At 71.2% G+C, this 26,523-nt stretch carries 31 protein-coding genes; 9 read left to right on the top strand and 22 right to left on the bottom strand.

Annotated features, from left to right (window positions below):
* Positions 1-44: 44 nt before the first annotated feature.
* Positions 45-494 carry a GNAT family N-acetyltransferase gene (locus G567_RS0100585; RefSeq protein WP_028928429.1) on the bottom strand — a complete coding sequence of 150 codons (450 nt, stop codon included), beginning with the start codon at positions 492-494 and terminating at the stop codon, positions 45-47.
* Between the two features lie 104 nt (positions 495-598).
* Here G567_RS0100585 and G567_RS0100580 point away from each other — a divergent pair, with 104 nt between their 5' ends.
* On the top strand, positions 599-1,987 hold the full coding sequence (locus tag G567_RS0100580; RefSeq protein ID WP_028928428.1) for a mycothione reductase: 1,389 nt from the start codon (positions 599-601) through the stop codon (positions 1,985-1,987).
* Positions 1,988-2,064: 77 nt separating this feature from the next.
* A complete protein-coding gene (locus G567_RS0100575; RefSeq protein ID WP_051232005.1) occupies positions 2,065-3,021 on the top strand; it encodes an acyl-CoA desaturase in 957 nt (318 codons plus the stop codon).
* Here the strand turns inward: G567_RS0100575 and G567_RS36970 are convergent.
* Together G567_RS36970 and G567_RS25970 are read right to left on the bottom strand one after the other, a co-directional pair.
* Complete coding sequence (locus G567_RS36970) at positions 2,933-3,493, bottom strand: type IV toxin-antitoxin system AbiEi family antitoxin domain-containing protein (RefSeq protein WP_161631648.1); 561 nt, start codon at positions 3,491-3,493, stop codon at positions 2,933-2,935. The genes G567_RS0100575 and G567_RS36970 overlap by 89 nt on opposite strands.
* A gap of 135 nt (positions 3,494-3,628) precedes the next feature.
* Positions 3,629-4,471, bottom strand: coding sequence for a lysophospholipid acyltransferase family protein (locus tag G567_RS25970; RefSeq protein ID WP_147201007.1), 843 nt, complete (start codon positions 4,469-4,471; stop codon positions 3,629-3,631).
* 143 nt (positions 4,472-4,614) lie between these two features.
* Here G567_RS25970 and G567_RS25965 point away from each other — a divergent pair, with 143 nt between their 5' ends.
* Positions 4,615-5,331 (top strand): alpha/beta fold hydrolase, encoded by a 717-nt coding sequence (locus tag G567_RS25965; protein WP_483826397.1) that lies wholly within the window; start codon positions 4,615-4,617, stop codon positions 5,329-5,331.
* On the opposite strand, the gene map is transcribed toward G567_RS25965, so the two are convergent.
* From map to dxr, 8 genes are all read right to left on the bottom strand, one after another.
* Complete coding sequence (gene map / locus G567_RS0100560; protein WP_028928426.1) at positions 5,318-6,175, bottom strand: type I methionyl aminopeptidase; 858 nt, start codon at positions 6,173-6,175, stop codon at positions 5,318-5,320. The two genes, G567_RS25965 and map, sit on opposite strands and share 14 nt — an antisense overlap.
* A 95-nt stretch (positions 6,176-6,270) precedes the next feature.
* Positions 6,271-6,657, bottom strand: a complete 387-nt coding sequence (locus G567_RS0100555; protein WP_028928425.1) for a DUF3054 domain-containing protein — start codon at positions 6,655-6,657, stop codon at positions 6,271-6,273.
* Positions 6,658-6,677: 20 nt separating this feature from the next.
* Positions 6,678-8,510: a penicillin-binding transpeptidase domain-containing protein gene (locus G567_RS0100550; protein WP_245585484.1), complete on the bottom strand. Its 1,833-nt coding sequence runs from the start codon at positions 8,508-8,510 to the stop codon at positions 6,678-6,680.
* Positions 8,511-8,758: 248 nt separating this feature from the next.
* Positions 8,759-9,592, bottom strand: a complete 834-nt coding sequence (locus G567_RS0100540) for a GNAT family N-acetyltransferase (protein ID WP_028928423.1) — start codon at positions 9,590-9,592, stop codon at positions 8,759-8,761.
* A gap of 105 nt (positions 9,593-9,697) precedes the next feature.
* Positions 9,698-10,840, bottom strand: a complete 1,143-nt coding sequence (ispG, locus tag G567_RS0100535; RefSeq protein ID WP_028928422.1) for a flavodoxin-dependent (E)-4-hydroxy-3-methylbut-2-enyl-diphosphate synthase — start codon at positions 10,838-10,840, stop codon at positions 9,698-9,700.
* A gap of 59 nt (positions 10,841-10,899) precedes the next feature.
* Positions 10,900-11,442: a phosphatase domain-containing protein gene (locus G567_RS0100530; protein ID WP_245585483.1), complete on the bottom strand. Its 543-nt coding sequence runs from the start codon at positions 11,440-11,442 to the stop codon at positions 10,900-10,902.
* Positions 11,442-12,647, bottom strand: a complete 1,206-nt coding sequence (locus tag G567_RS0100525) for a M50 family metallopeptidase (protein ID WP_028928420.1) — start codon at positions 12,645-12,647, stop codon at positions 11,442-11,444. The genes G567_RS0100530 and G567_RS0100525 overlap by 1 nt, the downstream gene beginning before the upstream one ends.
* Positions 12,641-13,816, bottom strand: coding sequence for a 1-deoxy-D-xylulose-5-phosphate reductoisomerase (dxr, locus tag G567_RS0100520; protein WP_037055219.1), 1,176 nt, complete (start codon positions 13,814-13,816; stop codon positions 12,641-12,643). Before dxr ends, G567_RS0100525 begins: the two co-directional genes overlap by 7 nt.
* A gap of 70 nt (positions 13,817-13,886) precedes the next feature.
* On the opposite strand from dxr, the gene G567_RS0100515 reads away from it, so the two are divergent.
* Positions 13,887-14,147 (top strand): DUF2631 domain-containing protein, encoded by a 261-nt coding sequence (locus G567_RS0100515; RefSeq protein WP_051232004.1) that lies wholly within the window; start codon positions 13,887-13,889, stop codon positions 14,145-14,147.
* A 15-nt stretch (positions 14,148-14,162) separates the two neighbouring features.
* Complete coding sequence (gene ligD / locus G567_RS0100510) at positions 14,163-15,095, top strand: non-homologous end-joining DNA ligase (RefSeq protein ID WP_028928417.1); 933 nt, start codon at positions 14,163-14,165, stop codon at positions 15,093-15,095.
* Between the two features lie 32 nt (positions 15,096-15,127).
* On the opposite strand, the gene mug is transcribed toward ligD, so the two are convergent.
* Entirely contained in the window at positions 15,128-15,733 is a 606-nt protein-coding gene (gene mug, locus G567_RS0100505) for a G/U mismatch-specific DNA glycosylase (protein WP_186814197.1), read from the bottom strand.
* A gap of 148 nt (positions 15,734-15,881) precedes the next feature.
* Here mug and G567_RS0100500 point away from each other — a divergent pair, with 148 nt between their 5' ends.
* The gene (locus G567_RS0100500; protein WP_147201006.1) at positions 15,882-16,256 is read left to right on the top strand and encodes a hypothetical protein; all 375 of its coding nucleotides are present in this window, start codon (positions 15,882-15,884) and stop codon (positions 16,254-16,256) included.
* A 99-nt stretch (positions 16,257-16,355) separates the two neighbouring features.
* Entirely contained in the window at positions 16,356-17,012 is a 657-nt protein-coding gene (locus tag G567_RS25960) for a hypothetical protein (RefSeq protein ID WP_147201005.1), read from the top strand.
* Positions 17,013-17,023: 11 nt separating this feature from the next.
* Here the strand turns inward: G567_RS25960 and G567_RS0100490 are convergent, their stop codons facing one another.
* Together G567_RS0100490 and G567_RS0100485 are read right to left on the bottom strand one after the other, a co-directional pair.
* Entirely contained in the window at positions 17,024-18,091 is a 1,068-nt protein-coding gene (locus G567_RS0100490) for an ATP-dependent DNA ligase (RefSeq protein WP_028928414.1), read from the bottom strand.
* A gap of 46 nt (positions 18,092-18,137) precedes the next feature.
* Entirely contained in the window at positions 18,138-18,551 is a 414-nt protein-coding gene (locus G567_RS0100485; RefSeq protein WP_037055217.1) for a hypothetical protein, read from the bottom strand.
* Positions 18,552-18,568: 17 nt separating this feature from the next.
* On the opposite strand from G567_RS0100485, the gene G567_RS0100480 reads away from it, so the two are divergent.
* Positions 18,569-18,997, top strand: a complete 429-nt coding sequence (locus tag G567_RS0100480; protein ID WP_028928412.1) for a MarR family winged helix-turn-helix transcriptional regulator — start codon at positions 18,569-18,571, stop codon at positions 18,995-18,997.
* Between the two features lie 55 nt (positions 18,998-19,052).
* On the opposite strand, the gene rlmN is transcribed toward G567_RS0100480, so the two are convergent.
* Both rlmN and G567_RS0100470 read right to left on the bottom strand, forming a co-directional pair.
* Positions 19,053-20,168, bottom strand: coding sequence for a dual-specificity RNA methyltransferase RlmN (rlmN, locus tag G567_RS0100475; RefSeq protein WP_028928411.1), 1,116 nt, complete (start codon positions 20,166-20,168; stop codon positions 19,053-19,055).
* Positions 20,169-20,217: 49 nt separating this feature from the next.
* Positions 20,218-20,769, bottom strand: a complete 552-nt coding sequence (locus tag G567_RS0100470; protein WP_147201004.1) for a hypothetical protein — start codon at positions 20,767-20,769, stop codon at positions 20,218-20,220.
* Between the two features lie 124 nt (positions 20,770-20,893).
* Between G567_RS0100470 and G567_RS0100465 the strand changes: the two genes are divergently transcribed.
* Positions 20,894-21,355: a QcrA and Rieske domain-containing protein gene (locus G567_RS0100465; protein WP_028928409.1), complete on the top strand. Its 462-nt coding sequence runs from the start codon at positions 20,894-20,896 to the stop codon at positions 21,353-21,355.
* Positions 21,356-21,390: 35 nt separating this feature from the next.
* Here G567_RS0100465 and G567_RS0100460 read toward each other — a convergent pair whose 3' ends face one another.
* The 6 genes from G567_RS0100460 to rpsB form a co-directional block, all read right to left on the bottom strand.
* Entirely contained in the window at positions 21,391-22,137 is a 747-nt protein-coding gene (locus G567_RS0100460) for a class I SAM-dependent methyltransferase (protein WP_028928408.1), read from the bottom strand.
* Positions 22,134-22,988: a phosphatidate cytidylyltransferase gene (locus G567_RS0100455; protein ID WP_028928407.1), complete on the bottom strand. Its 855-nt coding sequence runs from the start codon at positions 22,986-22,988 to the stop codon at positions 22,134-22,136. The genes G567_RS0100460 and G567_RS0100455 overlap by 4 nt, the downstream gene beginning before the upstream one ends.
* 69 nt (positions 22,989-23,057) lie before the next feature.
* On the bottom strand, positions 23,058-23,615 hold the full coding sequence (gene frr / locus G567_RS0100450) for a ribosome recycling factor (protein ID WP_028928406.1): 558 nt from the start codon (positions 23,613-23,615) through the stop codon (positions 23,058-23,060).
* The gene (gene pyrH, locus G567_RS0100445; protein ID WP_028928405.1) at positions 23,612-24,376 is read right to left on the bottom strand and encodes a UMP kinase; all 765 of its coding nucleotides are present in this window, start codon (positions 24,374-24,376) and stop codon (positions 23,612-23,614) included. Before pyrH ends, frr begins: the two co-directional genes overlap by 4 nt.
* Before the next feature lie 17 nt (positions 24,377-24,393).
* Complete coding sequence (gene tsf / locus G567_RS0100440; RefSeq protein ID WP_028928404.1) at positions 24,394-25,227, bottom strand: translation elongation factor Ts; 834 nt, start codon at positions 25,225-25,227, stop codon at positions 24,394-24,396.
* Between the two features lie 99 nt (positions 25,228-25,326).
* Positions 25,327-26,241: a 30S ribosomal protein S2 gene (rpsB, locus tag G567_RS0100435; protein WP_028928403.1), complete on the bottom strand. Its 915-nt coding sequence runs from the start codon at positions 26,239-26,241 to the stop codon at positions 25,327-25,329.
* Positions 26,242-26,523: the final 282 nt, after the last annotated feature.

Genomic DNA, 26,523 nt, shown 5'->3' with positions numbered 1-26,523 from the left:
CGACGCCGCACGATCGGGCGGATCGCGCGACGGCGTCGAGGGAATCAGCGACCGGGCCTGCGCATCGGGAGGTGCGCGACGCCCGCCCAGTCGTAGGCAGGCCCGGTCGGCTCGAAGCCGAAGCCGCGGTAGAAGCCCGCGAGATGTTCCTGAGCGTCGAGCACGCAGGCACGGTCGCCGACCTCCGCGAGGACGGCCTGCAGCAGCCGGCGGCCCAGCCCGCGCCCGCGGACGTCCCGGGCGGTGCACAGCCGCCCGATCCGATAGCCGCCATCGGGTTCCTTGAGCAGCCGGACGCAGCCGAGCACGGGTGCGGACTGCCCATGGCCGGAGAGCCAATAGTGCCGTGCCCTCGGCTCGAGATCCCGGCCGTCGAGCTCGCCGTAGGCGCAGGCCTGCTCGACGACGAACACGTCGACGCGCAGCCGCAGCAGCTCGTAGAGGGTCTCCGGGTCCAGGTCCGCGGCCCAGGACCGGCGGACCGTCGCGCTCATCGTTTGGCCGGACATTAGGAATGCCTACCAGATCACACCGGGGGGTGGCGCGGGCGCCGCCACCCGGCGCCCGTCGTAGCCTTGCCGGTGTGAGCCTTCCTGGTGTGCGTCATCACGATCTCGTCATCATCGGCACCGGCTCCGGCAACTCGGTGATCGACAGCCGGTTCGACGATCTCGACGTCGCGATCATCGAGCACGGCACCTTCGGCGGCACCTGTCTCAACGTCGGCTGCATCCCGACCAAGATGTACGTCTACGCGGCCGATGTCGCCGAGACCATCCGGCGATCGGGTCGCTACGGCATCGACGCGACGGTCGACAAGGTGCGCTGGACCCAGATCCGGGACCGGGTCTTCGACCGGATCGATCCGATCGCGGCGGCCGGGCGGGAGTATCGGGCCGAGCGCTGTCCCAACGTGACGGTCTATCTGGGGCACGCCCGGTTCAGCGGCCCGAAGACGCTGCGGGTGGAACGCTCCGACGGCAGCGGCGTCGACGAGCTGAGCGCCGACCGGATCGTGATCGCCGCGGGCGGCCGCCCGGACGTGCCGGCCGAGGTGACGGCGTCGGGCGTGCCGTACGAGACCTCCGACACGATCATGCGGCTGGACGCGGTGCCCGAACGGCTGATCATCTTGGGCAGCGGCTACATCGCCACGGAGTTCGCGCACGTGTTCTCCGCGCTGGGCAGCCGGGTCTCGCTCGTCGCTCGTAGCGGCGTGCTGCTGCGCGGCCTGGACGAGACTCTCTCCCGGCGGTTCACCGAGCTGGCCGCGCAGCGCTGGGACGTGCACCTTGGCAACCCGGTGACCGGGCTGAGCGGCGTCGCGGGCGATATCACCGTGCGGCTCACCGACGGCACCGAGCTGGGCGGGGACACCGTGCTCGTCGCGACCGGCCGGATCCCCAACAGCGACCGCCTCGACCTGCCCGCGGCGGACATCCCGGTGCACCCGGACGGCCGGATCGTCGTCGACGCCCAGCAGCGCACCCCGGTCGAGGGGGTGTGGGCCTTCGGCGACATCAGCTCGCCGTACCAGCTCAAACACGTCGCCAACCATGAGGCGCGGGTCGTTGCGCACAACCTGACCCATCCCGATGCTCCCCGCGAGACCGACCATCGGTTCGTCCCCTGCGCGGTGTTCACCGATCCGCAGATCGCCACGGTCGGACGCACCGAGGCGCAGTGCCGGGCCGAAGGCCTCGACTACACCGTGAAGGTGCAGGCCTTCGGGGACGTCGCCTACGGCTGGGCCATGGAGGACACCACCGGCCTCTGCAAGATCATCGCCGAACGCCGCGGGGGCCGGCTCCTGGGCGCGCACCTGCTCGGGCCGCAGGCGTCCACCCTGATCCAGCCGCTCATCCAGGCCATGACGTTCGGGCTGGGTGCGCGCGAGATGGCCACCGGGCAGTACTGGATCCATCCCGCGCTGCCCGAGGTGGTGGAGAACGCACTGCTCGGACTCGAGACCGATATCTCCTCGTGATGTAGGTTCGCCTTACCGGGGTATCCCCACTCACGCACCCGGCTCTGCTTCCGACCCAATCCACGAGGTGCTCGCCAATGACCGTTGCCGACAGCCCGATCCGGTCCAGGGATCCAGAGACATCCGGGCCGAAACCCATCCTCGACGGGACCCGCGGGCTGCCGCAACAGGTCGGCGTCTATGTCTTCGTCCTCGTCCCGCTGCTGGCGCTCATCGCCGCCGTTCCGTTCGCCTGGGGCTGGGGCCTCGGCTGGACGGATATCGCGATCGCCGCGGTGTTCTACGTGGTCAGTGGCCTGGGCATCACCATCGGGTACCATCGCTACTTCACGCACGGCTCGTTCAAGACCCGCCGGCCGCTGCGGATCGTGCTGGCGATCGCCGGCAGCCTCGCGATGCAGGGCCCGGTGCACGTCTGGGTCGCCGACCATCGCCGGCACCACGCGTTCTCCGACAAGGAGGGCGACCCGCACTCGCCGTGGCTGTTCGGCACCGGCCCCGCCGCCCTGCTCAAGGGCTTCTGGCACTCCCACACGGGCTGGCTGTTCAACCGCAACATGACCAACGCGCAGCGCTACACCCCCGATCTGTTGGCCGATAAGGACATCCGTCGCATCGACGCCCTGTTCATCCTGTGGAGCGCCGCGACCCTGCTGGTCCCGGCCCTGCTCGGCGGCCTGTTGACGTGGTCATGGTGGGGCGCGGTGACGGCGTTCTTCTGGGCCGGGCTGGTCCGCGTGGGGCTGCTGCACCACATCACCTGGTCGATCAACTCGATCTGCCACATGTGGGGCGACCAGCCGTTCGCCGCGCGCGACCGCTCCACCAACTTCTGGCCGCTGGCGATCGCGTCGTTCGGCGAGTCGTGGCACAACCTGCACCACGCCGACCCGACGTGCGCCCGGCACGGCGTGCAGCGCGGCCAGATCGACATCTCCGCCCGGATCATCTGGATCTTCGAGAAGCTGGGCTGGGCGCATTCGGTGCGCTGGCCCACCACGCGCAGGCTGGAGCGGCTGACCAAGACCGGCTGATCGTTGAAGATCGCCAGGAACGGGGCCTCCGCCGCACCCGTGCGGCGGAGGCCCCGTTTTCGGAGATCATCGAGGCGATGCGGCTGGCGGGCCGGATCGCGGCGAGCACCCTGGCCGGTTCGTTCGCCAGGTCGTGCCAGGTGAACCGCATCAGCACCCATCCTCCACGGACCAGCGCGTCGCCCATGCCGGTCGCGGCGAAACCGCTCGATGTCGACGTTCCAGCCGACCCGCGGCGGCGAACCCGGCGCGGCCGACGTTGCGGCAGAACGCCCGTCCACAGCCACGCCGCCCACACCCGCGCCTCGTCCGTCAGCCGGTGCCCGCCGACGAGATGGGCCCGGGGATGCAGCCGGGTCCACAGGCCGTCGCGCACCCGCCGCTGCACGGTATCGGCGGACATCCCGCAGGCGAGGGCCTGCGCCAGGGTGAGAACCCCGGCCTGCCGTTCGACGAGATGTTCCAGTCGCACCGCGCCAGGATCGACGACGGGCACCGCCGCCGGGCCCGAACGGCCAAACCGGCCTTCGTGATCGCCGGAACCGGGACAATGGCCGCACCCACGCGGCGTACGTCCCGGTTCCGGCGATCACGGCGGGGGCCGGGCTCAGCTGGCCGGGCGCTCCCGCTGCAGGTCCGTGTCATGGCCCTGTCGCGGAGCCGGACCGGCCGCAGCGTCCGGTGGCGGATCGGTTCCGGGGACGCCGTCCGCGGGCGGTTGCTCACCGCGGACCTGCGCCACCAGTGCGGTGATCTCGGCCATGATCGTGGCCGTGGCCCGGTCGAGATTGGTGCGGGTGCGCGACTTTCCCGCGAACTCGGAGAGGTCGACCGGCGGCCCGGCCACCACCGTCACCCGGCGCCGGGGCCACAGCCGCGGCTTGCGGCTCCCGGGCGGCAGCACATCCTGGGTTCCCCAGTTCGCCACGGGGATCACCGGGACACCGGTCACCAGTGCGATCCGGGCGATCCCGTTCATGGCCTTCATCGGCCAGCCCCCGGGGTCACGGGTGTAGGTGGCCTCCGGGTAGAACACCACCAGCTCGCCGCGGCGGAGCGCCTCGATCGCGCCACGGTAGGCGTCCCCGGCGCGTACCGAGCCCCGGTGGACCGGAATGTGCCCACCGCCGTCGAGCACCGACCGCACCACCGGCGTCGACCACAGCTCCGACTTGGCCAGATAGCGGGGGATCCGGCCGTGCGAGAGGACGAACGCCGTGTCGAAGATCGGGTCGGCGAACGAGACGTGGTTGATGGCCAGCAGCGCGCCGCCGGTGCGCGGCACATGCTCGCCGCCGCGCCAGCCGATCCGGATCCCGGCCATCACGAACGGCCAGAGCAGCTCGATGGCGAGGCCGAACCAGAAGCCCGCCCCGCGGCGGCGCCGCCGCAGCGTCAGCGACACCATCTCACGCATGGTCAACACCCGGCCCGGCCTGGGTCCGGTCATCATCGTCCTCCTCGCCCACCACCCGGGGCGGGAGGTGATGTCGTCATGGTCGTCGCGGATCGTGCCCCACCGCGCGCGGCCCGACGGTGTGAGTTCGCTCCCACCGCCCGTTTCGGCAGCCTGCCGCGGTCAAGCATCGCCCCGTGAGGCTCGGCGCTTTTGATCTTTCCCCCACCCCGCAACCGCGTCTCGAACGGGTTCGCGGCGGACCCGCCTGCCCGGAATCCGTCGTCCTCGTGTTGCATGGGGGCCGGGCCGTCAGCCACGAACCTGCCGGACGCCGCAGGCGGCTCGCCTACCTGCGCATGCTCCCCTTCGCGCTGATGCTGGGCAATGCCGGCCTCACCGTGTACGTGCTCCGCTACCGGTACCGCGGCTGGAACGCGCCGGCCATGGACGCCCTGCTCGACGCCCGGTGGGCGCTGGGCGAGATCGGGCGCCGGCACCCCGGCGCACCCACCGCGCTGCTGGGCCACTCGATGGGTGGGCGGGCCGCGCTCCGGGCGGCCGGCGCGTCGAACGTCGTCGCGGTGTGCGCGCTGGCGCCATGGCTCGACGGGAGCGACCCGGTCGAACAGCTCGCCGAGCGCAGCGTGCTCATCGCCCACGGCGACCAGGAACGCTGGACCGACCCGCGCGAGTCCTACGCCTATGCCCTGCGCGCCAAACAGGTCACCGAGCGCACCTGCCGCTTCGAGGTGCCGGGCGACGGCCACGCCATGGTGCGGCGGCCGGCCGAATGGAGTTCGCTGGCCCGCGGCTTCCTGCTGGGCGAGCTCGGGATCGAACCCGAGGACCGGCGGATCTGCGAGGCCATGCGCCGGCAGGCGCCCGACGGTCTGGCGGTCAGAGCTGGGTGAGGATCTCCGCCCCGTCCGCGGTCACCAGGACGGTGTGCTCGAACTGCGCGGTCCGCTGCCGGTCCTTGGTGACGACGGTCCATCCGTCGTCCCAGATGTCGTAGTCGACGGTGCCGAGCGTGATCATCGGCTCGATGGTGAACGTCATGCCCGGCTCGAGGACCGTGTGCACATCGGGCTGGTCGTAGTGCAGCACGACCAGACCGCTGTGGAACGAGCGGCCGATGCCGTGGCCGGTGAAGTCGCGGACGACGCCGTAGCCGAACCGACGGGCGTAGGACTCGATCACGCGTCCCACGACGTTGAGCTCGCGCCCCGGCCGCACCGCCCTGATCGCCCGCATGGTCGCCTCGCGGGTCCGCTCGACGAGCAGCCGGTCCTCCTCGGACACCGCCCCGGCGAGGAAGGTGGCGTTCGTGTCGCCGTGCACCCCGCCGATATAGGCCGTGACGTCGATGTTGACGATGTCCCCGTCCTGGATCACGGTCGAGTCCGGGATCCCGTGGCAGATGACCTCGTTCAGGCTGGTGCAGCACGATTTGGGGTAGCCGCGGTAGCCCAGCGTCGACGGGTAGGCGTCGTGGTCGATGAGAAACTCGTGCACCACGCGGTCGATCTCGTCGGTGGTGACGCCCGGGGTCACCGCGGCGCCGCCCGCCCGCAGCGCCTGCGCCGCGATCCGGCCCGCCCGCCGCATCGCCTCGATGATCTCCGGCGTCTGCACCCACGGGTCGGTGCTCAGGGACGGCGCATCCTTGCCGACGTACTCCGGCCGCGGGATATGTGCCGGAACCGCGCGAGGCGGCGACTGCGTACCGGGGGTCAGCAGGGAACGAACGGGCATGGTTCCACCTTACGTGCTCGGTCGCCCGCGCCGTCTCGTGCCGCGGGTCGCCACCCGTGCCGCTGGGCGCTGATCGTTCGCTCCGCCGGCTCCGCTCAGCGCATCTCGCGGTCGCGGCGGCGGGACACGAGCAGCGCGATCGCGCGCCAGCCGAGGAACAGCACCGCCAGTGACACGCTGGCGACGATCGCGAAGCTGGCCGGTAGCCGCCCGGTGAAGGCGGCGCGCAGCAGCAGGCCGAGCACCGCGGTGCCGGCCAGCGCCAGGCCGCCCGATCTCAGGTCGAGCGGGCGGGCGCGCACCCACGGCGTGGCCCATGCCGCGGCAAGGCCGACCAGGAACGGCGCGGCGGTGCCGAGCAGGCCGACCAGGTCGCCCGGCTCATCGTGGCTGAGCCGCCCCAGCGCCGCGAACACCACGACGGCAACGGCGTCGGCCACCAGGGCGAGCGCCGGAATCCGGCTGTGCTGTCCGTGAACCACTCGATCAGCGTAGCTTCTCGTCACGCGGTCGCGCCGAGGAACCGCTCCGCCACCCCGACCGCGGGCTCGGACGACCCCGCGTCCACCACCAGGACCGCGAAGGCGACGTCGCCGCGGTACCCGACGAACCAGCCGTGCGAATGGCGGCCGTCGTTCGTGACCTCCGCGGTGCCGGTCTTGCCGTGAACCTCCCCCAGCCCGGCCAGCCGCGTCGCGGTGCCCTCGGTGACGACCTGGCGCATCATCGATCGCACCTGCTGCAGTGCCACCGGATCGGGCCCGGCGGGCGCCGCGAGCACCTCGGTGGGATGTCCCCGGATGAGCTGCGGGACCACCGGGGCACCGTGGGCCACCGTGGCCGCGGCCAGCGCCATGCCCAGCGGGGAGGCGAGCACCTGGCCCTGACCGAACCCGTTCTCGGCCCGCTGCACCGGGTCGGCCGCCTGCGGGACCGACCCGGTGATCGTCGTGAGCGCCGGGACCCGATAGTCCGCGCCCAGCCCGAGCGTGCGCGCGGCCGCGGGCAGCGCGTCCGCCCCGAGTCGCGACCCGAGCTGTGCGAACGTCGTGTTGCAGGACCGGGCGAACGCGCGTCCGAGTGGCACGGTGCCCAGATCGAACCGGCCGAGGTTGGGCACCACGCGACCGTCGATGGCCGTCGTCGCCGGGCAGGCGACCGGCGTCGCCGCGGTGAGCCCGTCCTCCGCCACCGCGGCCAGCGCCGTGATGATCTTGAAGGTGGAGCCCGGCGGGTAGCGACCGGTGAGCGCCAGCGGCCCGGCCGCGTCCGCCGGGTCGTTCTGCGCGACCGCGAGCAGGTCCCCGGTGGAGGGCTGCACGGCGACCAGCATCGCCTGCTGTGGCAGCCGCTCAACGGCGTCCTCCGCGGCCGCCTGCAGCGTCCGATCGAGACTCAGCATCGCGGTGCTGCCCGGTGTCGGTGGGTGCTCGACCAGCGTCGTCACGGTGGCTCCGGCGGCGTCGACCACCGTCACCGACCAGCCCGCGACACCGTCGACCCGCGCCGCCACCTCCGTGCGGGCCCCGGGCAGCACCTGCCGGGCGAACCCGGCCGACGGGGCCAGCAGCCGCGACTGCCTGGTGAAGCGAACACCGGGGAGGTCGTAGATCGCGGCTCGGACGCTCTGGAAATCGGTCTCGCGCAGCACCGCGACGGAGTACGCCTGCCCATCGGGCACCCGTGCCGCGCCGTCGATGATCGACTGCGTGGTGATCTCCGGAGCGAACGGTGAGAGCGCTCCGGCCAACGCCCCGGCCACTGCCGGCAGCTCGTCGCCCGCGGCCCGTCGATCGAGCAGCACGTTGACGACGTTCCCAGGCGCGAGCAGCGGCACCCCGGACCGGTCGACGACGGGGGCGGGCTCGGGCGCGTCGGTGCGCAGCACCGGCCGCTGCCGCGCGGCGAGCTGCGGATGGACGACCGTCGACGCCCAGTGCACCTCCCAGCCGGCCGCGGCCTCGGGCGCCGGGCGCAGCTCCAGCTCGCCGAGATAGGACCATCGGCGGCCCTCGCCGAGATCCCAGCTCACCTCGACCGAGGCAGTGGCCTGCTCCGCGGCGGTGCGGACCTGTCCGAGCCCGGCGGCGAGCCCCGCCGGGGCGAGCGCCGTGCGAACCTCGGCGAGCAGCGCACCGGCCGCGTCGGGGTTGTCGGTGAGCTGCGCGGCCGCGGCGTCGTCCCCGCGGGACCAGGCCGCGAGGAACGCCTCGGCCGCCGTCTGTGGGCCGTCGTCGCGCAGCAGACCGCAGCCCGTCATGACCATGAGGAGCGCCGCGCCCACCCCCACGATGCGGGCGCGGGTCGGGCCGCGGGACGGGTCGATCGGGCGCACAGCCGCGAGTATGCCGATCGCGTCCGACAACTCCGCCTCCGGACTCAGCGGGTTCGGTCACGGCGCTCCGCGACCAGCGCGGCCGACCCTCCGTCGTTGCCGCCGGCCGCGCCCTCGGCGCGACCGACCGGTTCCGGTCGATGCCGGTGGCCCGCGGCGCCCCGCTGATCGGGCGCAGTGCCGCCGACATGTCCGGGTCGGTGGTCGACCTCGCCGTGCTGGTCGGCCGATACCGGCAACCGCGCTGATCAGAACAGAACCGTCGCGAAGCTCCCGATCTGGGTGAAGCCGATCCGCTCATAGACCGCCCTGGCGACGTGGTTGTAGCCGTTCACGTACAGGCTCGAGACCCGGCCCAGCGCCGCCAGCCGCTCGGCCACCGCGGCGGTGCCGGCCGTTCCCAGCCCCCGGCCTCGCCGCTCCGGGTGCACCCACACCCCCTGGATCTGCCCGACCTGCGAGGACAGTGCCCCGATCTCGGCCTTGAAGACGACCTCGCCGTCCTCGAACCGGGCGAAGGCGCGGCCCACGGACACCAGCTCGCCCACCCGCGACCGGTATCCGGCCCCGCCGTCGCTGCCCCGGGGGTCGATGCCCACCTCCTCGGTGAACATGGCGATCGCCGCCGGAAGGTAGCGGTCGAGCTCCCCGGGGCGCACGGCCCGCACCGCCGGATCCGGCGTCACCGCGGGTGGCCCGGCGAGCACCATCAGCGGCTGGTCGGGGCGCACCTCGCGGGCCGGGGCCCACATCGGGGCGAGCTCGTTCCACAGCGGGAGCACGAGTTCGGCCCGGCCGACGAGCGAGGAACAGCTTCGGCCCTGCCGGCGGGCGCGGTCCGCGAAGCTGCGCAGCGCGGAACGCTGGCCGCGCAGCGGGACGAGGTTCGCCCCGGAGAAGCACAGCCCGTCCAGCCGGGAGCCCACGGCCCAGATCTCGCCGCCGAGGCGCCAGGGATCCAGTCCGGCGACCTCGACCCGGGCCGCGACCATGCACGCGGCGACGGGATCGGCCTCGAGGGCCGCCCGCACGCCGCCGCGGTCACGGTCGTCGAGCAACCGGGCTCCGGCAACTCTGAGCACCTTCTCACCGTGCCATATGGCCGACGCCCTGCCCACGTGCGCCTGGGCGATCTTGCCGCGGTTCACCCGCTCATCCGACGGTGCTGTCCGCGCGGGTTCGCCGGCTCATCCGACGGTCACCCGGGGCTCGCCCTCGGCGTCCATCGTTTCGGCGATCTTGAGCGCCTCCTCGATCAGCGTCTCGACGATCGCGTGCTCCGGCACCGTCTTGATGACCTTCCCCTTGACGAAGATCTGGCCCTTGCCGTTACCGGAGGCGACACCGAGGTCGGCCTCCCGGGCCTCGCCCGGCCCGTTGACGACGCAGCCCATGACGGCCACCCGCAGCGGGACCTCCATCCCGGTCAGGCCCGCGGTGACCTCGTCGGCGAGCTTGTACACGTCGACCTGCGCGCGTCCGCACGACGGGCAGGACACGATCTCGAGCTTGCGCGGGCGGAGGTTCAGCGACTGGAGGATCTGCGTGCCGACCTTGACCTCCTCGATCGGCGGGGCCGAGAGCGAGACCCGGATCGTGTCCCCGATGCCCTTCGACAGCAGTGCCCCGAACGCGACCGCGGACTTGATCGTGCCCTGGAAGGCCGGGCCCGCCTCGGTGACGCCGAGGTGCAGCGGGTAGTCGCAGGTCTCGGCGAGCAGCTCGTAGGCGCGCACCATCACGACCGGGTCGTGGTGCTTGACCGAGATCTTGATGTCGTGGAAGTCGTGCTCGGCGAACAGGCTCGCCTCCCACAGCGCCGACTCCACCAGCGCCTCCGGTGTGGCCTTGCCGTGCTTGGCGAGCAGCCGCGGGTCGAGCGAGCCGGCGTTGACGCCGATCCGGATCGGGGTGCCCCGGTCGCGGGCGGCCCGCGCGATCTCGGCGACCTTGTCGTCGAACTTCTTGATGTTGCCCGGGTTCACCCGGACCGCCGCGCAGCCCGCCTCGATCGCAGCGAAGACGTACTTCGGCTGGAAGTGGATATCGGCGATGACCGGGATCTTCGACTTCGCGGCGATCGCGGGCAGCGCGTCGGCGTCGTCCTGGCTGGGGCAGGCGACGCGCACGATGTCGCATCCCGTCGCGGTGAGCTCAGCGATCTGCTGCAAGGTGGCGTTGACGTCGGCGGTCAGGGTGGTCGTCATCGACTGGATCGAGATGGGGTGGTCGCTGCCGACCCCGACCGGGCCGACCTGTAGCTGCCGGGTCTTCCGGCGAGCCGCGAAGGTGGGTGCGGGGGTCGCGGGCATGCCCAGGGAGACACTCACGGTCCCAGTATTCCACTGTGGGTGCGTAACAGTGTGCTAACACTGTTACGCACCCACAGTCAGGTGCGACCTGCGCGTTCCTGCGCGTCCCGCAGCGTCGAGGAATGCGGCAGCCAGGTGGCCAGCTCCACCGGCCAGCCCTCGGCCTCCAGCACCGCGACGACCGCGGGGTCGTCGTCGATCACCGACGCCACCGTGCGGGAGCCGGCGAGCCCGCGCAGCACCTCCCGTTTGACGATGCGCGCCGGGCGGTGGTCGTCGTCCGGGCGCATGTACAGCGGTTCGGTGGGCAGGCCGTGCCGGGCCAGCCAGCGCTCGGTGAGCCGGCGGTTCCGCTCCGGGCGCCCGGTCAGGTAGACGACGTCGTGGGCGGTCAGCGCGACACGCAGCCGCTTGGCGCCCTCCTCCAGCAACGGGTCCCGGTCCGCCGCCGCGAAGAACCGTTCCCAGCGCTGCGGACGGGCGTCCAGGAAGTGCAGCCGGTGGGTGACGTCGGCGAGCACGCCGTCGATGTCGAACACGGCCAGCGCCCGGGCCCCATCTCGCGCCGCTGCTGCTCCGGACCCGTCGCGGGGCTGGTCCGGCATCTGATCGACGGCCACTACTCGGTCGGCAGCCTGATCGGGTTCACGATGTCGGCGGTGAGGGTGAGCAGACTGATCGCACCGCCGACGAGGATCACCGCGTAGGTGAGCGGCAGCAGCCGGGTGTAGTCGACCGGCGGCATCGTCGTCTTGCCCAGCCTCGCCCGCGCCCAGTCCCGGACCCGCTCATAGAGGTTCACCGCGATATGCCCGCCGTCCAGCGGCAGCAGCGGCAGCAGGTTGAACACGCCGACGAAGAAGTTCAGCAGCGCGAGCAGCAGGACGAAGAGGCTCCACAACCCTCGTTCGGCCGCGTCACCCCCGATGATGCTCGCCCCGACCACGCTGACCGGGGTGTTCTCGTCGCGCGCACCCCCGCCGATCGCGTCGATGAGCCGCGGGATCTTCTCCGGGAACATCTTGAGGCCGGTCCAGACATTGCCGAACATCGTGCCGGTGTAGTCCAGCGTGGCCGGCACGGCCGCGAGCGGGCCGTAGGTGAACATCAACTGCTGACCGAGCCCGATGGCACCGACCGTGCGGACCTGCCCGGTCTGCGCATCGATCCGCTGCACCGGCGCCACATCGACCGTCAGCGACACCTCGCGGCCGTCCCGCTCGACGACGATCTGCGTCGGCCCGTCGGCGGCCTGGATCGTGGCGACGGCGTCGAGCCACGTCGTCACGGGCGCGTCGGCCACCGAGACGATCCGGTCGCCGGTCTGGAAACCGGCGTCGGCGGCGGGCGTGGGCACCCCCGGGCCGCACGGCTGGAGCTTCCCGGTCGCCGGGTCCTGGTTCGACGCGCAGCTGACCTGGCCGGCCACCGCGAGATCCTCGGAGTTGGGCAGCCCGGAGGTCACCGCGAGCACGAAGATCAGCAGGATCCCGATGAGGAAGTGCATGGCCGACCCGGCCGACAGCACCACGACCCGCTGCCAGGTCGGCTTGCGGAAGAAGGCCCGTGGCCGCTCCTCGGGGGTGACCTCGTCCAGCGCGGTCATCCCCGCGATATCGCAGAACCCGCCGGCCGGGATGGCCTTGAGGCCGTACTCGGTCTCACCACGGCGGAGGGAGAAGATCGTCGGCCCGAAGCCGATGAAGTAGCGGCGTACCCGCATGCCGAACGCCTTGGCGGTGAGCAGGTGCCCGGCCTCGTGCAGCGCGATGGAGATCGCGATACCGAGCGCGAACAGCACGACCCCGATCAGAAAGCTCACGATCCGAGCCTTCCCGCCAGCTCGCGGGCGCGTGCCCGGGCCCAGTCCTCAGCGGCCAACACATCCGCCACGGTAGCCGGATCGCCCCGCCAGCCGTCGGCCGCGCCCAGGGTGCGCTCGACGACCTCGGTGATCCCCAAGTACGGCAGCGCGCTCCCGACGAACGCCGCGACCGCCTCCTCGTTGGCCGCGTTGAACACCGCGGGCAGCCCGCCGCCCACAGTCCCGGCCGCGCGGGCCAGCCGCACCCCGGGGAAGGCCTCGTCGTCGAGGGGCTCGAAGGCCCAGCTCTGCGCGGTGTCCCAGGCGCACCCCGCCGCGGCGCCGGGGACCCGGTCGGGCCAGCCCAGCGCCAGCGCGATCGGCAGCCGCATATCCGGCGGGCTGGCCTGCGCGATCGTCGAGCCGTCGACGAAGGTGACCATCGAGTGCACGATCGACTGCGGGTGCACGACGACGTCGATCCGCTCGTAGGGCACCCCGAACAGCAGGTGCGCCTCGATGACCTCCAGCCCCTTGTTGACCAGCGTCGCGGAGTTGATGGTGACGACCGGGCCCATGTCCCAGGTGGGGTGCTTGAGCGCGTCGTCGAGCCCGACGTGTACCAGGTCGCCGCGACGCCGCCCGCGGAACGGCCCGCCCGACGCGGTGAGCACGAGCCGGGCCACCTCGGTCTCGGCCCCGCCGCGCAGGCACTGCGCGAGCGCCGAGTGCTCGGAGTCGACCGGCACGATCTGCCCGGGCCGGGCCGCGCCCGTCACCAGCCGTCCGCCGGCGACCAGGGACTCCTTGTTCGCGAGCGCGAGGGTCGCCCCCGTCTTGAGTGCGGCCAGCGTCGGGCCGAGACCGCGGGAGCCGGTGATGCCGTTCAGCACGACGTCGGCGGGAGTGGTGGCGGTGAGCTCGGCGGCGGCGTCGGGGCCGTCGAGCACCTCGACCCCGGTCAGCTCGGCGCGCAGCGCGGCGGCCGCGACCGGATCGGCGACGGCGATGCGCCGCACGTCGTGGACGCGAGCCTGCGCGGCGAGCAGGGCCGGGTCGCCGCCGCCCGCGGCCAGCCCGGCCACGGCGAACCGGCCACCGGCGTGAGCGATGACGTCGAGGGCCTGGGTGCCGATCGACCCGGTGGAGCCCAGCACCAGGACGGACCGGGGGGTGTGCGCGTCACTCATCACCACACATCATCCCCGGTACGGCGTTGTGCGACGATGAGCCCGCACACACAGGCGTTGGGAGGACGGCGTGGCGAGCAATTCTCGGGAGCTGGCGAAGCGGCCGCAGGTTGATCCGATGGACGAGCCGTCCGCGGAGTGGGGCTGGCACGGCGGGTTCCCGAAGGGCACCGTCATCGCCGGGATCATCTCTGCGATCCTGCTGCCGCTCATGTTGATCGGTCACTCCGTCAGCTACACCGAGATCCTCTGGATGGTCATCCCCGCGCTGGTCATCGTGTTCGGACTGATCAACAGCGCGCTTCGCAAGCGCCACGCCTGGCGGCGCTGACCGCGGGCGGCCGCCATCGCCGAGCGCACGAGTCCGGCCGTCGAACTCGAGATCGGCGACCGGACCGTCCGGATCAGCAACCCGGACCGGGTCTACTTCCCGGCCCGCGGGGAGACCAAGCTGGATCTGGCGCGCTACTACCTCGCCGTGGGCGACGGGATCGTGCGTGCGCTCCGCAACAGGCCGTGTATGCTGCACCGCTTCCCCACCGGTGTCACTGGGGAGAAGGTCCACCAGAAGCGGCTGCCCCACGGCGCGCCGGACTGGGTGCGCACGGTACGGGTCCATTTTCCCCGGTGGAACCGGCACGCCGACGAGCTGTGCGTGACCCACGTCGCGGACGTGGTGTGGGCCGTCCAGATGTCGACGGTGGAGTTTCATCCCTGGAACTCGCGATGCACGGACGTCGAACAACCCGACGAGTGGCGCATCGACCTCGACCCGATGCCACAGGCGAGCTTCGCCGACGTCCGGCGGGTCGCGGGGGTGGTCCAGGAGGTGCTCGACGGGATCGGCGCGGTCGGTTGGCCGAAGACCTCCGGCGGCAAGGGTCTGCACGTCTATGTGCGAATCGAGCCGCACTGGGGCTTCACGGACGTCCGGCGCGCCGCCCACGCGTTCGCCGTCGAGGTCGCGCGCCGCGCCGGTGACCTGGTGGACCTGACCTGGTGGCGCAAGGACCGCGACCCGAAGTCGATCTTCGTGGACTACAACCAGAACGCCCGCGACCACACCATCCGCAGCGCCTACTCGGTGCGCGGAGTGCCCGAGGCCGTGGTGTCCACCCCGGTCCGCTGGGACGAGATCGCCGACGTCGACCCGCGCGAATTCACCATCGCCACCGTGCCCGCGCGGTTCGCCGAGCTGGGGGACGTGCACACCGGGATCGACGACGCGGTGTTCCTGCTCGACGAGCTGCTGGAATGGGCCGACCGCGACCCCCGGTGAGTGCGTAACAGTGTTCTAACACTGTTACGCACTCACAATCGGCGTTGAGCTGCGGCGATACGGAGCCGGGTGTACTCCTCGGTCATCGCCTCGCGTGACCAGTGCGCGTTGAGCCCGCTGGGGTTGGGCAGCACCCACACGCGCGTGTCGCCAAACCCCTGCTCCTGTGGGCCGACGGCGGCCCTCGGCTCGGCGAACGCCACCCGGTAGGCGGTGATGCCGACGACCGCGAGCCATCGCGGCCGGTGCCGCGCCACCAGGGCCCGCAGCCGCCGTCCACCCGCGACGAGCTCGTCGCGGGTCAGCTCGTCGGCCCGCGCGGTGGCCCTGGCCGCCAGGTTCGTGATGCCCAGCCCCAGCGTGGCGAGCTCGCGCTGCTCGGCGGGCATCAGGCGCCGCGGGGTGAAGCCGGACGCGTGCAGCACCGGCCAAAACCGGTTGCCCGGCCGGGCGAAGTGATATCCGGTCGCCGCGGAGACCAGCCCGGGATTGATCCCGCAGAACAGCACCCGCAGCGGCGGATCGGCGGGGCCGGGCAGCACGTCGCCGACGGTCCGGTCGCGCGCCGCCTGCAGATCGTCCGCGCTCAGCCGGGCCACGGCACACCGCTTACAAACACGTCGCCGATCCTCGCCCATCCCGGTGACGGCCGCATGGATAGGAGAGGCAAGCCGCCGATTCGTCACTCTCCGTATGGCGTGCGGTCCCACCGTTGTGGAGTGACCTCGTGAGCTGAAGATCAATATTCTCAAGATCATTCAGAATGACGACGGTTCGGAGAGATCGATGCGTGGAGTGTTCGTCCAGTTCACAGCTCTGGCCACCGCGGTGGCGGCCAGCAAGCTCAAGCTCGGCCACCCGCACCACTCCCACCACGAGCCCGGACGCACCAACGCCCTCCAGGTCATCAGCTGTACGACTCCGAAGGAGTATCTTGGTGTGCAGTCGTATCTGTACCGGGAGACGCAGCCCGGGTACTTCTACCTCGTGAATTCGAGCGCCGGGAAGGACGAGGACGCGAAATTCGTGAACGCGGCAGCCAACGAGCCATGTATCAACGGTGCACGCTACAAGTCGAAGGCCAACTTCCTGATCGTGGATGGCGGCCAGCGTTACGAGCGGTTCGACCAATGGTCGCCCGCCGTCGTAGTGAACTGCTGAGGATCGGGCCGCACCTGCTCCACGATCAATTCCAGGACTGATCACGTGTCCCTCTCCGCTGCGCCCGTTGTCCGCGGGTTGTACTCCACGTTCCAACGGATGGTTTCCCGGCTCGCCGTCCTCGACGATCTCGATCTTTACCAGAGCATCGTCATCGCGTCCTTCTTCCTGTCCAGCGACGCGACGGCGCCGGACTTTCCCGACCGCGTCCCCGACGAATTCGCGACAGTGCTCGACGAGCGGCTGCGCGCCGGATGGTTCGCGCTCCCCCTCAGGTCGCCGCAGGCCTGGTACTCCACAGCACCCAACTTCGGGCCGGTGAGCCTGACCCCCGCCCTCCGCACGATGCCCGACAAACCAATGGGTGCCAGGTGGACCTCGTCCTATCAGGCCAATGGACAGAGCGCCTGGGAATACGGCGAGCAATTCGAGTTCTTCGGTCGGGGGCGACACCTGCATTCGGTGTTCTTCCGCGAGACGGAGATACGATGCTATGAGATCGACTCGCTGAAGGACTACCGTCGGCTGTGCCTGCGATATCCGGATTCCCGGCGCGACAACGTCCGGGTTTACTGGGAACGCGTGGCAGAGGACTACGACGCGGTCCGGCTGACGACCCGCGGGCTGGTGCACACGCACGGCGTGCGGGTCGAAACGCCGCGCGGAGTCTTTCAGATGGACGGCTGGGACAGCGAGTCGACCGCGTGGCTCAGGAAGCCCCCGGGGACCCGTGTCGAACCGGCTCGCTCACGATGACGGCGCTGCGCTCAGCCGCTGGTGAGCACGTCGGCGAGGTCGAAGCGGATGGGCCGTAGGAGTTGCTCATAGGTGCATGAGATCGGGTCGCGGTCGGGTCGCCAGCGCACGAACTGCGCAGTATGCCGGAACCGCTGACCCTCCATGTAGTCGTAGCGCACCTCGATGACCCGCTCGGGCCGCAGCGGGACGAACGACAGGTCCTTGCCGGCGTTCCAGCGACTGGCTTCGTTCTTGCGGGGCGTCCGCTCGCCCTGCTCGTGGGCGGCCCAGTTCCATGGGTGCCCGTCGAACGTCGTGACCAGCGGCTGGAGCTCGACGAACAGCTCCCTGCGGATGGCCATCGGGAACGCGCCGACGACGCCGACGGAGTTCAGCACCCCGCGTTCGTCGTAGAGCCCGAGCAGCAGCGAGCCCAGCGCGTCCGGCCCCGACTTGTGCACCCGGTACCCCGCGACGACGCAGTCGGCCGTCCGCTCGTGCTTGATCTTGCTCATCACCCGCCTGTCGGGTTGGTAGGGCAGGTCGAGCCGCTTGGCGATGAGCCCGTCCAGGCCGGCACCCTCGAACTGCTCGAACCATCGGCGCGCGGTCTCGAGGTCGCGGGTGACCGGGGTGAGGTACACCGGCGGCGCGGCCCCGGTCAGCGCCTCCTCCAGCAACGCCCGGCGCTGCTCGAACGGCCTCTCGGTGAGGTCGTCGTCGCCCAGAGCGAGCAGGTCGAAGGCGATGAAGCTGGCCGGGGTCTGCTCGGCGAGCAGCGTCACCCGGCTCGCGGCGGGGTGGATGCGCTGCTGGAGCGCCTCGAAGTCGAGGGTGTTGCGCCCGGTATCGGCCACCACGATCTCCCCGTCGATCACCGCGCGCTCGGGGAAGTTCGCCCGGGCGGCCTCGACGATCTCGGGGAAGTATCGGGTCATCGGCCGCTCGTTGCGGCTGCCGATCTCCACCTCGTCGCCGTCCCGGAAGATGATGGACCGGAAGCCGTCCCACTTCGGCTCGTAGATCTGGCCGGCGGGGATGTCGTCGATGGGCTTGGCCAGCATCGGCGCGACGGGCGGCGTCACAGGCAGGCACACCCGCCCAGTCTGTCTGGTGATCGGCCACGGTGACCACCCCGCTCCGTCACGACAGGTTGTCGGCCATCCGGCGCAGCGTCGCGATCAGGGACGCGTACTCCTGCTCGCCGATGCCCTGGACCGTCCGAGCCCGGTGTCGTCGCACGGCCGCCGTCATCCGCTCCCGGGCGGCCGCGCCGTCCGGGGCGAGCGCGACGGAAGGCCCGTCGATGCGCACCCAGCCACGGGCGGCGAGCGCGGCCAGCACCGCCTCGGCATCGCCGGCTTCGGCGAGGAACGGGGCGAGCGCGGCCTCGATCGCCGCCACCTCGGCGGCGCCGTCGGCCAGCACGTTGAGCACCTGCCACTGCCGCCGCGTGGCGCCCTCGTCGACGAGCGCGGCCTCGAACCCGCGCTCGATGAGGCCGTCGACGTGACGCAGCCACCAGCCGATCGGTTTGTTGTCTTCAGGTATGTACATGTCTAGAATTATGTTCCATGCGCGACGCGATCGATCAGGTCGAGGCGGCGATGATCGCCGTGCGGCGGCGGCAGACGCGGCGCACGCTCGCCCGCGAGGCCGGGGCGGCAGATGACACGGTCCAGCAGGTGCTGGACACCATCGAGGAGGCTGAGCAGGCCGGCCGGAGCCTGGGCGTCACGGCGCTCGCCGCGGCGCTCGGCGTCGATCAGCCGCGGGCGAGCAAGCTCGCGGCCGGGGCGGTGGCTGCCGGGTTCGTGCGCCGGGAGGCCGAACAGCACGACGGCAGACGGTCCCGGCTCATGCTGACCGAGATGGGCCGCGAGCGGTTGGCCGCGGTACACCGGCACCGCCGGTCCCGTTTCGCCGCCGCGATGGACGGCTGGACCCCGGCCGAGCGGGCAGAATTCGCCCGGCTGCTCACGCGCTTCGTCGCCGGGCTCTGAGCGCGGCGCCGCAGATCGACGAGGCCTGTGAGTGCGTGACAGTGTTCTGACACTGTCACGCACTCACGGGAGGGGAGGCGGCGAGCTGGCCGCAGGCGGCGTCGATCTCCCGGCCCCGGGTGTCCCGGACGGTGCACGCGACCCCGGCGGCGCGGACCCGGGCGACGAACTCGTCCTGTACCGGACGCGGCGAAGCGTCCCATTCGCTGCCCGGGGTGGGGTTGAGCGGGATCAGGTTGACATGGACCAGCCGGGCACCGATGTGTCTGCGCAGCAGCGTGCCGAGTAGCTCGGCGCGCCACGGCTGATCGTTGACGTCGCGGATCAGGGCGTACTCGATGGACACCCGCCGCCCGGTCGTCCGCGCGTAGCGGTGCGCGGCGGCGAGCACCTCCTCGACCTTCCACCGGTTGTTGACCGGGACCAGCGTGTCGCGCAGCTCGTCGTCGGGGGTGTGCAGGGAGACGGCGAGGGTGACGGGCAGTCCCTCGGCCGCGAGCCGCTCGATCCCCGGGACCAACCCGACCGTGGACACCGTGACTCCCCGGGCCGAGATCCCCAGACCGTTCGGCGACGGATCGATAATCCGCCGAACGGCCGCGACCACGCGTTTGTAGTTGGCCAGCGGCTCGCCCATCCCCATGAACACGACGTTGGACAACCGGGTCGGCTCGCCGAGGGCACCGTCCCGGGCCGCCGCGGCGGCCTGCCGAACCTGATCGACGATCTCCGCGGTGGACAGGTTCCGCTTCAGCCCGCCCTGCCCGGTCGCGCAGAACGGGCAGGCCATCCCGCAGCCGGCCTGGCTGGAGATGCACACCGTCGCCCGGTCCGGATAGCCCATCAACACCGATTCGGTCAGCGTGCCGTCCAGGCCGCGCCAAAGCGTCTTGCGGGTGGCGCCGCGGTCGGCCGTCTGCACCGTGACCGGGGTGACCAGCGTGGGCAGCAACACGCGCAGCCGCTCACGTCCCGCGGCCGGGACGTCGGTCATCGCCTCGACGTCCGCGATGAACCGGCCGAAGTAGTGCCGGGCGAGCTGGTCGATCCGGAACGCGGGCAGACCGAGCTCGCCGGCGACGGCCCGGCGCTCGGTCGGGTCGAGATCGGCGAGATGGCGGGGCGGCATGGCGCGCTGGGGCGCCTCGAAGACCAGCGGAAGGGAGGTCATGGCCCCTCGATTGTGCCAGCTGCGGCTGCTCCGCCCGACCGAGCTCCGCTCAGCGCCGCCCCCGGTCCCGCACGTCCGCCAGCAGACCGAGCCGGACCGCTCCGGCCATCCACAGCACCGCCGCGGCGCCCATGCCGACCAGGCCCTGCGGCCCGGTGCTGCCCGCCGCGTCCAGCGCCAGCAGCGCCCCGGCGGCACCGAGCACCAGCAGCAGCCCACCGACCGCGACGTAGGAGCGTTCCTGCAGCAGCGAGGCCAGCGGGAACAGCGCCGCTCCGACGATCCCGCACACCACCGGGGTCGCCAGCTCCGTCCAGCCGGTCGCACCGAGTCCGACGATCGCCAGCACGACGAGCCCGAGCGCCGCGAGCACGAGCCGCAGCAGCCGCGACCGACGCTCCGAGCCGAGCCGCGCGCCCGAACCGAAGCGGCGCCGGGCGGTGGTCCAGAGTGCGCCGGTGACGCCGAGACCCGCTGCCATCAGCACCGTCCCGATGCCGGACGGCAGGGCGAGCGTTCCGGCCACCCACCACGCCGCGCCGATGATCACCTCCAGGTAGGGCACGACGACCTGGTCGGGCACGCGATAGGGGCGTGTCATGCAACCACGGTATCCACCCCGGCCGGCAGGACGGTGCCACCCCTCGGGCGCGCATCCCGGGGATGGCATCGTGGAACAGCCTGCCGATCACGGCCACCGCCCAGCCCACTGAAGGAGAGGATCCATGTCCGATCAGGACACCGAGCCCACAGCCGGTGCCTACCCCGCCCCGCTCAGCCGTCGCGCCGTGGTGACCGGCGCCGGCGCCGCCGCGATCGGTGCGACCCTCGCCGTCACCGGCTGTTCGACGACACCGAGGTCAGCCGCCGGCAGCGGCGGGACCGGTGGGACCGGCGGGGCCGGCACAGTCCTCGGCCCCACCGCCGAGGTCCCGGTCGGAAGCGCGAAGGTCTACCGGACTCAGGGCGTGGTCGTCACCCAGGCAGCTGCCGGAGAGTTCGCCGGATTCTCCACGGTGTGCCCGCATCAGGGCTGCAAGATCAACGGAGTCCAGGGCACCTCGCTCATCTGCCCGTGCCACGGCAGCGTCTTCGCCCTCGACGGCTCGGTGACGAGCGGCCCGGCCGCGAGCGGCCTGGCACCCCAGCCGATCACGGTCAACGACGGAGAGATTTCCCTGGCCTAGCGGCCCTGTGAGTGCGTAACAGTGTTAGAACACTGTTACGCACTCACAGGGCGGATCGGTTTGCGGCGGAGGTGCACCCGATAGCCGACCGGAATGGTCAACCCGGGCGTCGTGGCGATGGCCCGCTCGGCCACCGCCGCGGAGAACTCGATGCGCAGCACCGCCTCGAGCGTGGGCCGGTCGGCGAAGCGCCAGACCGTCGGCACCCGGCGCATCGTGAAGTCACGCACGGCGAAGTAACGTTCGACCGCGGCCGGGTTGTAGCGCGGCAGATCGGCCCGCAGCCAGTCGCCGTACGGAGCCGCGGTGAAGTCGAGGTCGACGATCGCCAGGGCGCCGCCGGGACGCAGCACCCGGTCAGCCTCGGCAAGCCCGGCCTCGCAGCCAGGGCCGAAGAAGTACGCGGTGCGCGCATGCGCGAGGTCGATGCTGCGGTCGGGCAGCGGTAGCGCCGCGGCTCCGGCCTCGAAAACCCGTACCCTGGCCAGCCCGGCGGTGCGGGCACGGGCCCGATCGACCAGCGGTGGATGCGGCTCGATGCCGATGACCGACCTGGCTTCGGCGGCGAAAAGCGGGAGGTGGTATCCGTCCCCGCAGCCGATGTCGAGCACGTCCGTCCCGGCCCACGAAGCGAGTTCGCGCAGCACCGCCCAGATCTCGCGGTCGGCGTCCTGGGCGGCGTTCTCCCGCTCGTAGATGTCCGGCCAGTTCCAGATGTTCGGGCTGGGTATCGCCGGTCCGGGCTTGAGCTGCCCGCCGAAGCCCGCGAACCAGTTCCTCACCCCACCGGCACGGCGATGCTCAACACCGCCCACGACACGAAAGCCGCCGGCAGCAGCGAGTCCATCCGATCCATCAGCCCCCCGTGCCCGGGCAGCAGCGCGCCCATGTCCTTGATCCCGAGATCACGCTTGATCAACGACTCGATGAGGTCGCCGAGCGTCGCGGTGGTCACCAGCACGGCGCCGGTGATCGCCCCGAGCCACCACTGGGCGTCCAGGAGCAACACCAGACACAGCGAGCCCGCGACCATGCCGGTCACCTGCGAGCCCGCGAAGCCCTCCCAGGACTTCTTCGGGCTGATCATCGGAGCCATCGGATGCCTGCCCGCGAGCACACCGGCCGCGTAACCGCCCACATCGGAGGCCACCACGCAGATCAGGAACGTGAGTGTTCTTCCGACTCCGTCGGCCGGGACCACCAGCAGCGTCGCGAACGAGACGAACAACGGCACATAGGCCGCGGTGAACACGCTGGCCCCGATGTCGCGCAGGTAGTCCGCGGCCCCGCCGCGCATCCGCCACAGCAGACACGCGAGCACCGTCGCCGCGAACGACACCGCCAGCCCGGACAACCCGAACGGCCAGCTCAACCAGACCATGGCCTGCCCGCCGACGAGCAACACGGGCAGCGGCACCCGGATGCCCGCGCCACGGCGCAGCGCCCCGGCGATCTCCCAGGTTCCGACGGCCGCGGCCACGGCCAGCACCACGATGAAGTACTGCCGGACGAACAACAGCGCCAGCAGGATCACCGCGCCAAGCCCGAGGCCGACGGCGATGGCCGCGGCGAGGTTGCGGCCAAGCCGCGACGAACGAGAGGGCGGCGCCGCGTCGGACAGGCCCGGGCTCATGGGACCGACCGTCGGCACCATCGGCGCCGCGGCAGCCGCGGACTCACGGGACGTACTCACCGAACGCGATCAGACTTCGAGGAGCTCGGTTTCCTTGTTCTTGACCAGCTCGTCGACCTGGTGAACGTAGCGGTCGGTGGTGGCCTGCAGTTCCTTCTCGGCGCGGCCGACCTCGTCCTCGCCCGCCTCGCCCTCCTTGACGATGCGGTGCAGTTCCTCCATCGCCTTGCGGCGGATGTTGCGGATCGTGACCCGGGCCTCCTCGCCCTTGGCGCGGGCGACCTTCGCCATCTCGCGACGACGCTCCTCGGACAGCTGCGGGATCACCACCCGGATGATCTGGCCGTCGTTGGTCGGGTTGACGCCGAGGTCGGAATTGCGGATCGCCTTCTCCAGCGCCGCCAGCTGGCCGGCGTCGTAGGGCTTGATCACCGCCATCCGGGCCTCGGGCACCGTCACCGAGGCGAGCTGGTTGATCGGCGTCATCGCACCGTAGTAGTCGACGGCCACCCGCGAGAACATCGCGGGCGTCGCCCGCCCGGTGCGGACGCTCGCCAGATCGTCCTTTGCCACCGAGACGGCCTTCTCCATCTTCTCCTCGGCGTTGAAAAGGGCCTCGTCGATCATGGCTGCTCCCTGCTCTCGGGCGTGCTGACCAGCGTGCCGATCCTCTCACCTCGCACCGCTCGCGCGATGTTGCCCTCGGTCAGGAGGTTGAACACGATGATCGGCATCCGGTTGTCCATGCACAGGCTGAACGCCGTCGCGTCAGCGACCTTGAGTCCGCGCTCGAGAACCTCGCGGTGGGTGATCTCGCTGAACAGCTCCGCGTCTCCGTTGGTCTTCGGGTCGGCGGTGTAGACGCCGTCAACGCCCTTGGCCAGCAGCAATGCCTCGCACCCGATCTCCAGGGCGCGCTGGGCCCCGGCCGTGTCGGTGGAGAAGTAGGGCATTCCCACCCCTGCGCCGAAGATCACGACGCGGCCCTTCTCCAGGTGCCGCATCGCGCGCCGCGGGATGTAGGCCTCGGCGACCTGCCCCATCGTGATCGCGGTCTGCACGCGGGTGTCGATGCGGTGCTGACGCTCCAGGAAGTCCTGCAGCGCAAGGCAGTTCATCACGGTCGCGAGCATGCCCATGTAGTCGGCGCGGGCCCGGTCCATCCCGCGCTGCTGCAACTCCGAACCGCGGAAGAAGTTGCCGCCCCCGATCACCACGGCGATCTCGACACCGCTGTGGACGACTTCGGCGATCTGCCGCGCGACCGTCTCGACGACCACGGGATCGACGCCGAGACCCCCACCGCCGAACATCTCGCCGCCGAGCTTCAGCAGCACGCGACGGAAACCGGGGCGGGGGGTGCTGGCGTCGATCCCGTGCTCGTTCATCGCTGCCCGGCCCGGCCTCAGGCCTGGCCTACCTCGAAACGGACGAAGGTCTTGACCGCGACACCGGCGTCGTCGAGCAGCGCCTTCACGGTCTTCTTCGAGTCCTGCACCGACGCCTGCTCCAGCAGTACGACGTCCTTGAAAAAGCCCGTGAGGCGACCCTCGACGATGCGCGGCAGAACGTTCTCCGGCTTGCCCTCCTCGCGGGCGGTGGCCTCGGCGATGCGCTTCTCGTTGTCGACCACGTCCGCAGGCACCTCCTCGCGGGTGGTGTAGCCCGGGCGGGCGGCGGCGATGTGCATCGCGATATCGCGGGCGGTCTGCACGGCGCTGTCACCGGAACCGTCGTAGGCGACCAGCACGCCGATGGCGGGCGGCAGGTCGGTGGCGCGGCGGTGCAGATACAGCGCAACCGGGCCGTCGAGCCGGACGTAGCGTTTGAGCTCGAGCTTCTCACCGATGCGGGCCGAAAGGGCCTGGATCGCGTCCTCGACCGTTGCGTCGCCGAGCGCGGCGCCGCGCAGGCTCTCGACGTCGGCGGGCTTGCGGTCGATCGCGACCTGCAGGATCTGGTCGGCGAGCTCCTGGAAGTCGGCGCTCTTGGCGACGAAGTCGGTCTCGCAGTCGAGCTCGACCATGGTGCCGGCCCCGTCGACGCTGGCCGCGACCAGACCGTTGGAGGTGGTGCGCTCGGCGCGCTTGCCGACGTCCTTCGCGCCCTTGATACGGAGCAACTCGACGGCCTTCTCGATGTCGCCGTCGGACTCCTCGAGGGCCTTCTTACAGTCCATCATTCCGGAGCCGGTGAGCTCGCGGAGCCGCTTGACGTCGGCGGCGGTGTAGTTCGCCATCGCTGTGGTCTCTTCGTCCTCTTGTCGATGCGGATCGGGATGACGGGTGGCGGCCGGTCCGAGAGCACGACGGACCGGCCGCCACCGTTGCGGGACTGGTCAGCCGGCGGTCTGCTGGGTGCCGTTGCTGGTGCTGGTCGGCGCCGGGTTGGACGCGGCGTTGGGCGCGTCGGCGTTGGCACCCGCGCCCGACAGGCTCGCGCCGTCGGATCCGACCTCACTGCCACCCGCGAGCAGATCCTGCTCCCACTCCGCCAGCGGCTCGTCGCTGGCCACACCCGCCTCCGGCTTGTCCTCACCGTCGGCGGCCCGGCCACCGCTGCGGGCCGAACGGGCCATCAGACCGTCGGCCGCGGCGCGCGCGATCACCTTCGTGAGCAGCGCCGCCGAGCGAATGGCGTCGTCGTTGCCCGGGATCGGGAAGTCCACCTCGTCGGGGTCGCAGTTGGTGTCCAGGATGGAGACGACCGGGATGCCCAGCTTGCGGGCCTCACCGACGGCGATGTGCTCCTTCTTGGTGTCGACCACCCAGACCGCGCTCGGGGCCTTGGACATGTCCCGGATGCCGCCCAGAGTCTTCTCGAGCTTGTCCTTCTCGCGGGTGAGCATGAGGATCTCCTTCTTGGTGCGACCCTCGAAACCCCCCGTCTGCTCCATCGACTCCAGCTCCTTGAGGCGCTGCAGCCGCTTGTGCACGGTCTGGAAGTTGGTGAGCATGCCGCCCAGCCAGCGCTGGTTCACGTACGGCATGTTGACTCGGCCGGCCTCCTCGGCGATGGCCTCCTGCGCCTGCTTCTTGGTGCCGACGAACAGGACCGACCCGCCGTGCGCGACCGTCTCCCGGACGAACTCGTAGGCGCGGTCGATGTAGGAGAGCGTCTGCTGCAGGTCGATGATGTAGATGCCGTTGCGCTCGGTGAGGATGTAGCGCTTCATCTTCGGGTTCCAGCGGCGGGTCTGGTGCCCGAAGTGCACACCGGAGTCCAGCAGCTGCTTCATGGTGACGACGGCCATTGCCGATGTTCACCTCTCGCTCGGGCGCGGCGACTCGCCGCGCATGCGGTTCACAGGCCGCCGGTTGACGGCCATCCTGGCGCCGCGTCGGCGTCCGGACCCGCTCCCCCGGCACCGGTCGTGCGAGCCGTGGATTCGCGGGACCGCCCGGAAACCGTTCCCTTCACCGGGCCGCCGAGAGGCGGCCGGCACCGGGCACGCGAGCGCGCGTAGTCACCTCGAGAGCCTCAAGGTGCAGCGCAAGTGTACGCGTCGGCACCGATCGAGCTCATCCGGACTTCC

The organism is Pseudonocardia asaccharolytica DSM 44247 = NBRC 16224, assembly GCF_000423625.1.
Lineage (GTDB): Bacteria > Actinomycetota > Actinomycetes > Mycobacteriales > Pseudonocardiaceae > Pseudonocardia > Pseudonocardia asaccharolytica.
The sequence above is the reverse complement of the archived record's forward strand: the minus strand, read 5'-3'. Positions and strand labels throughout refer to the sequence as shown.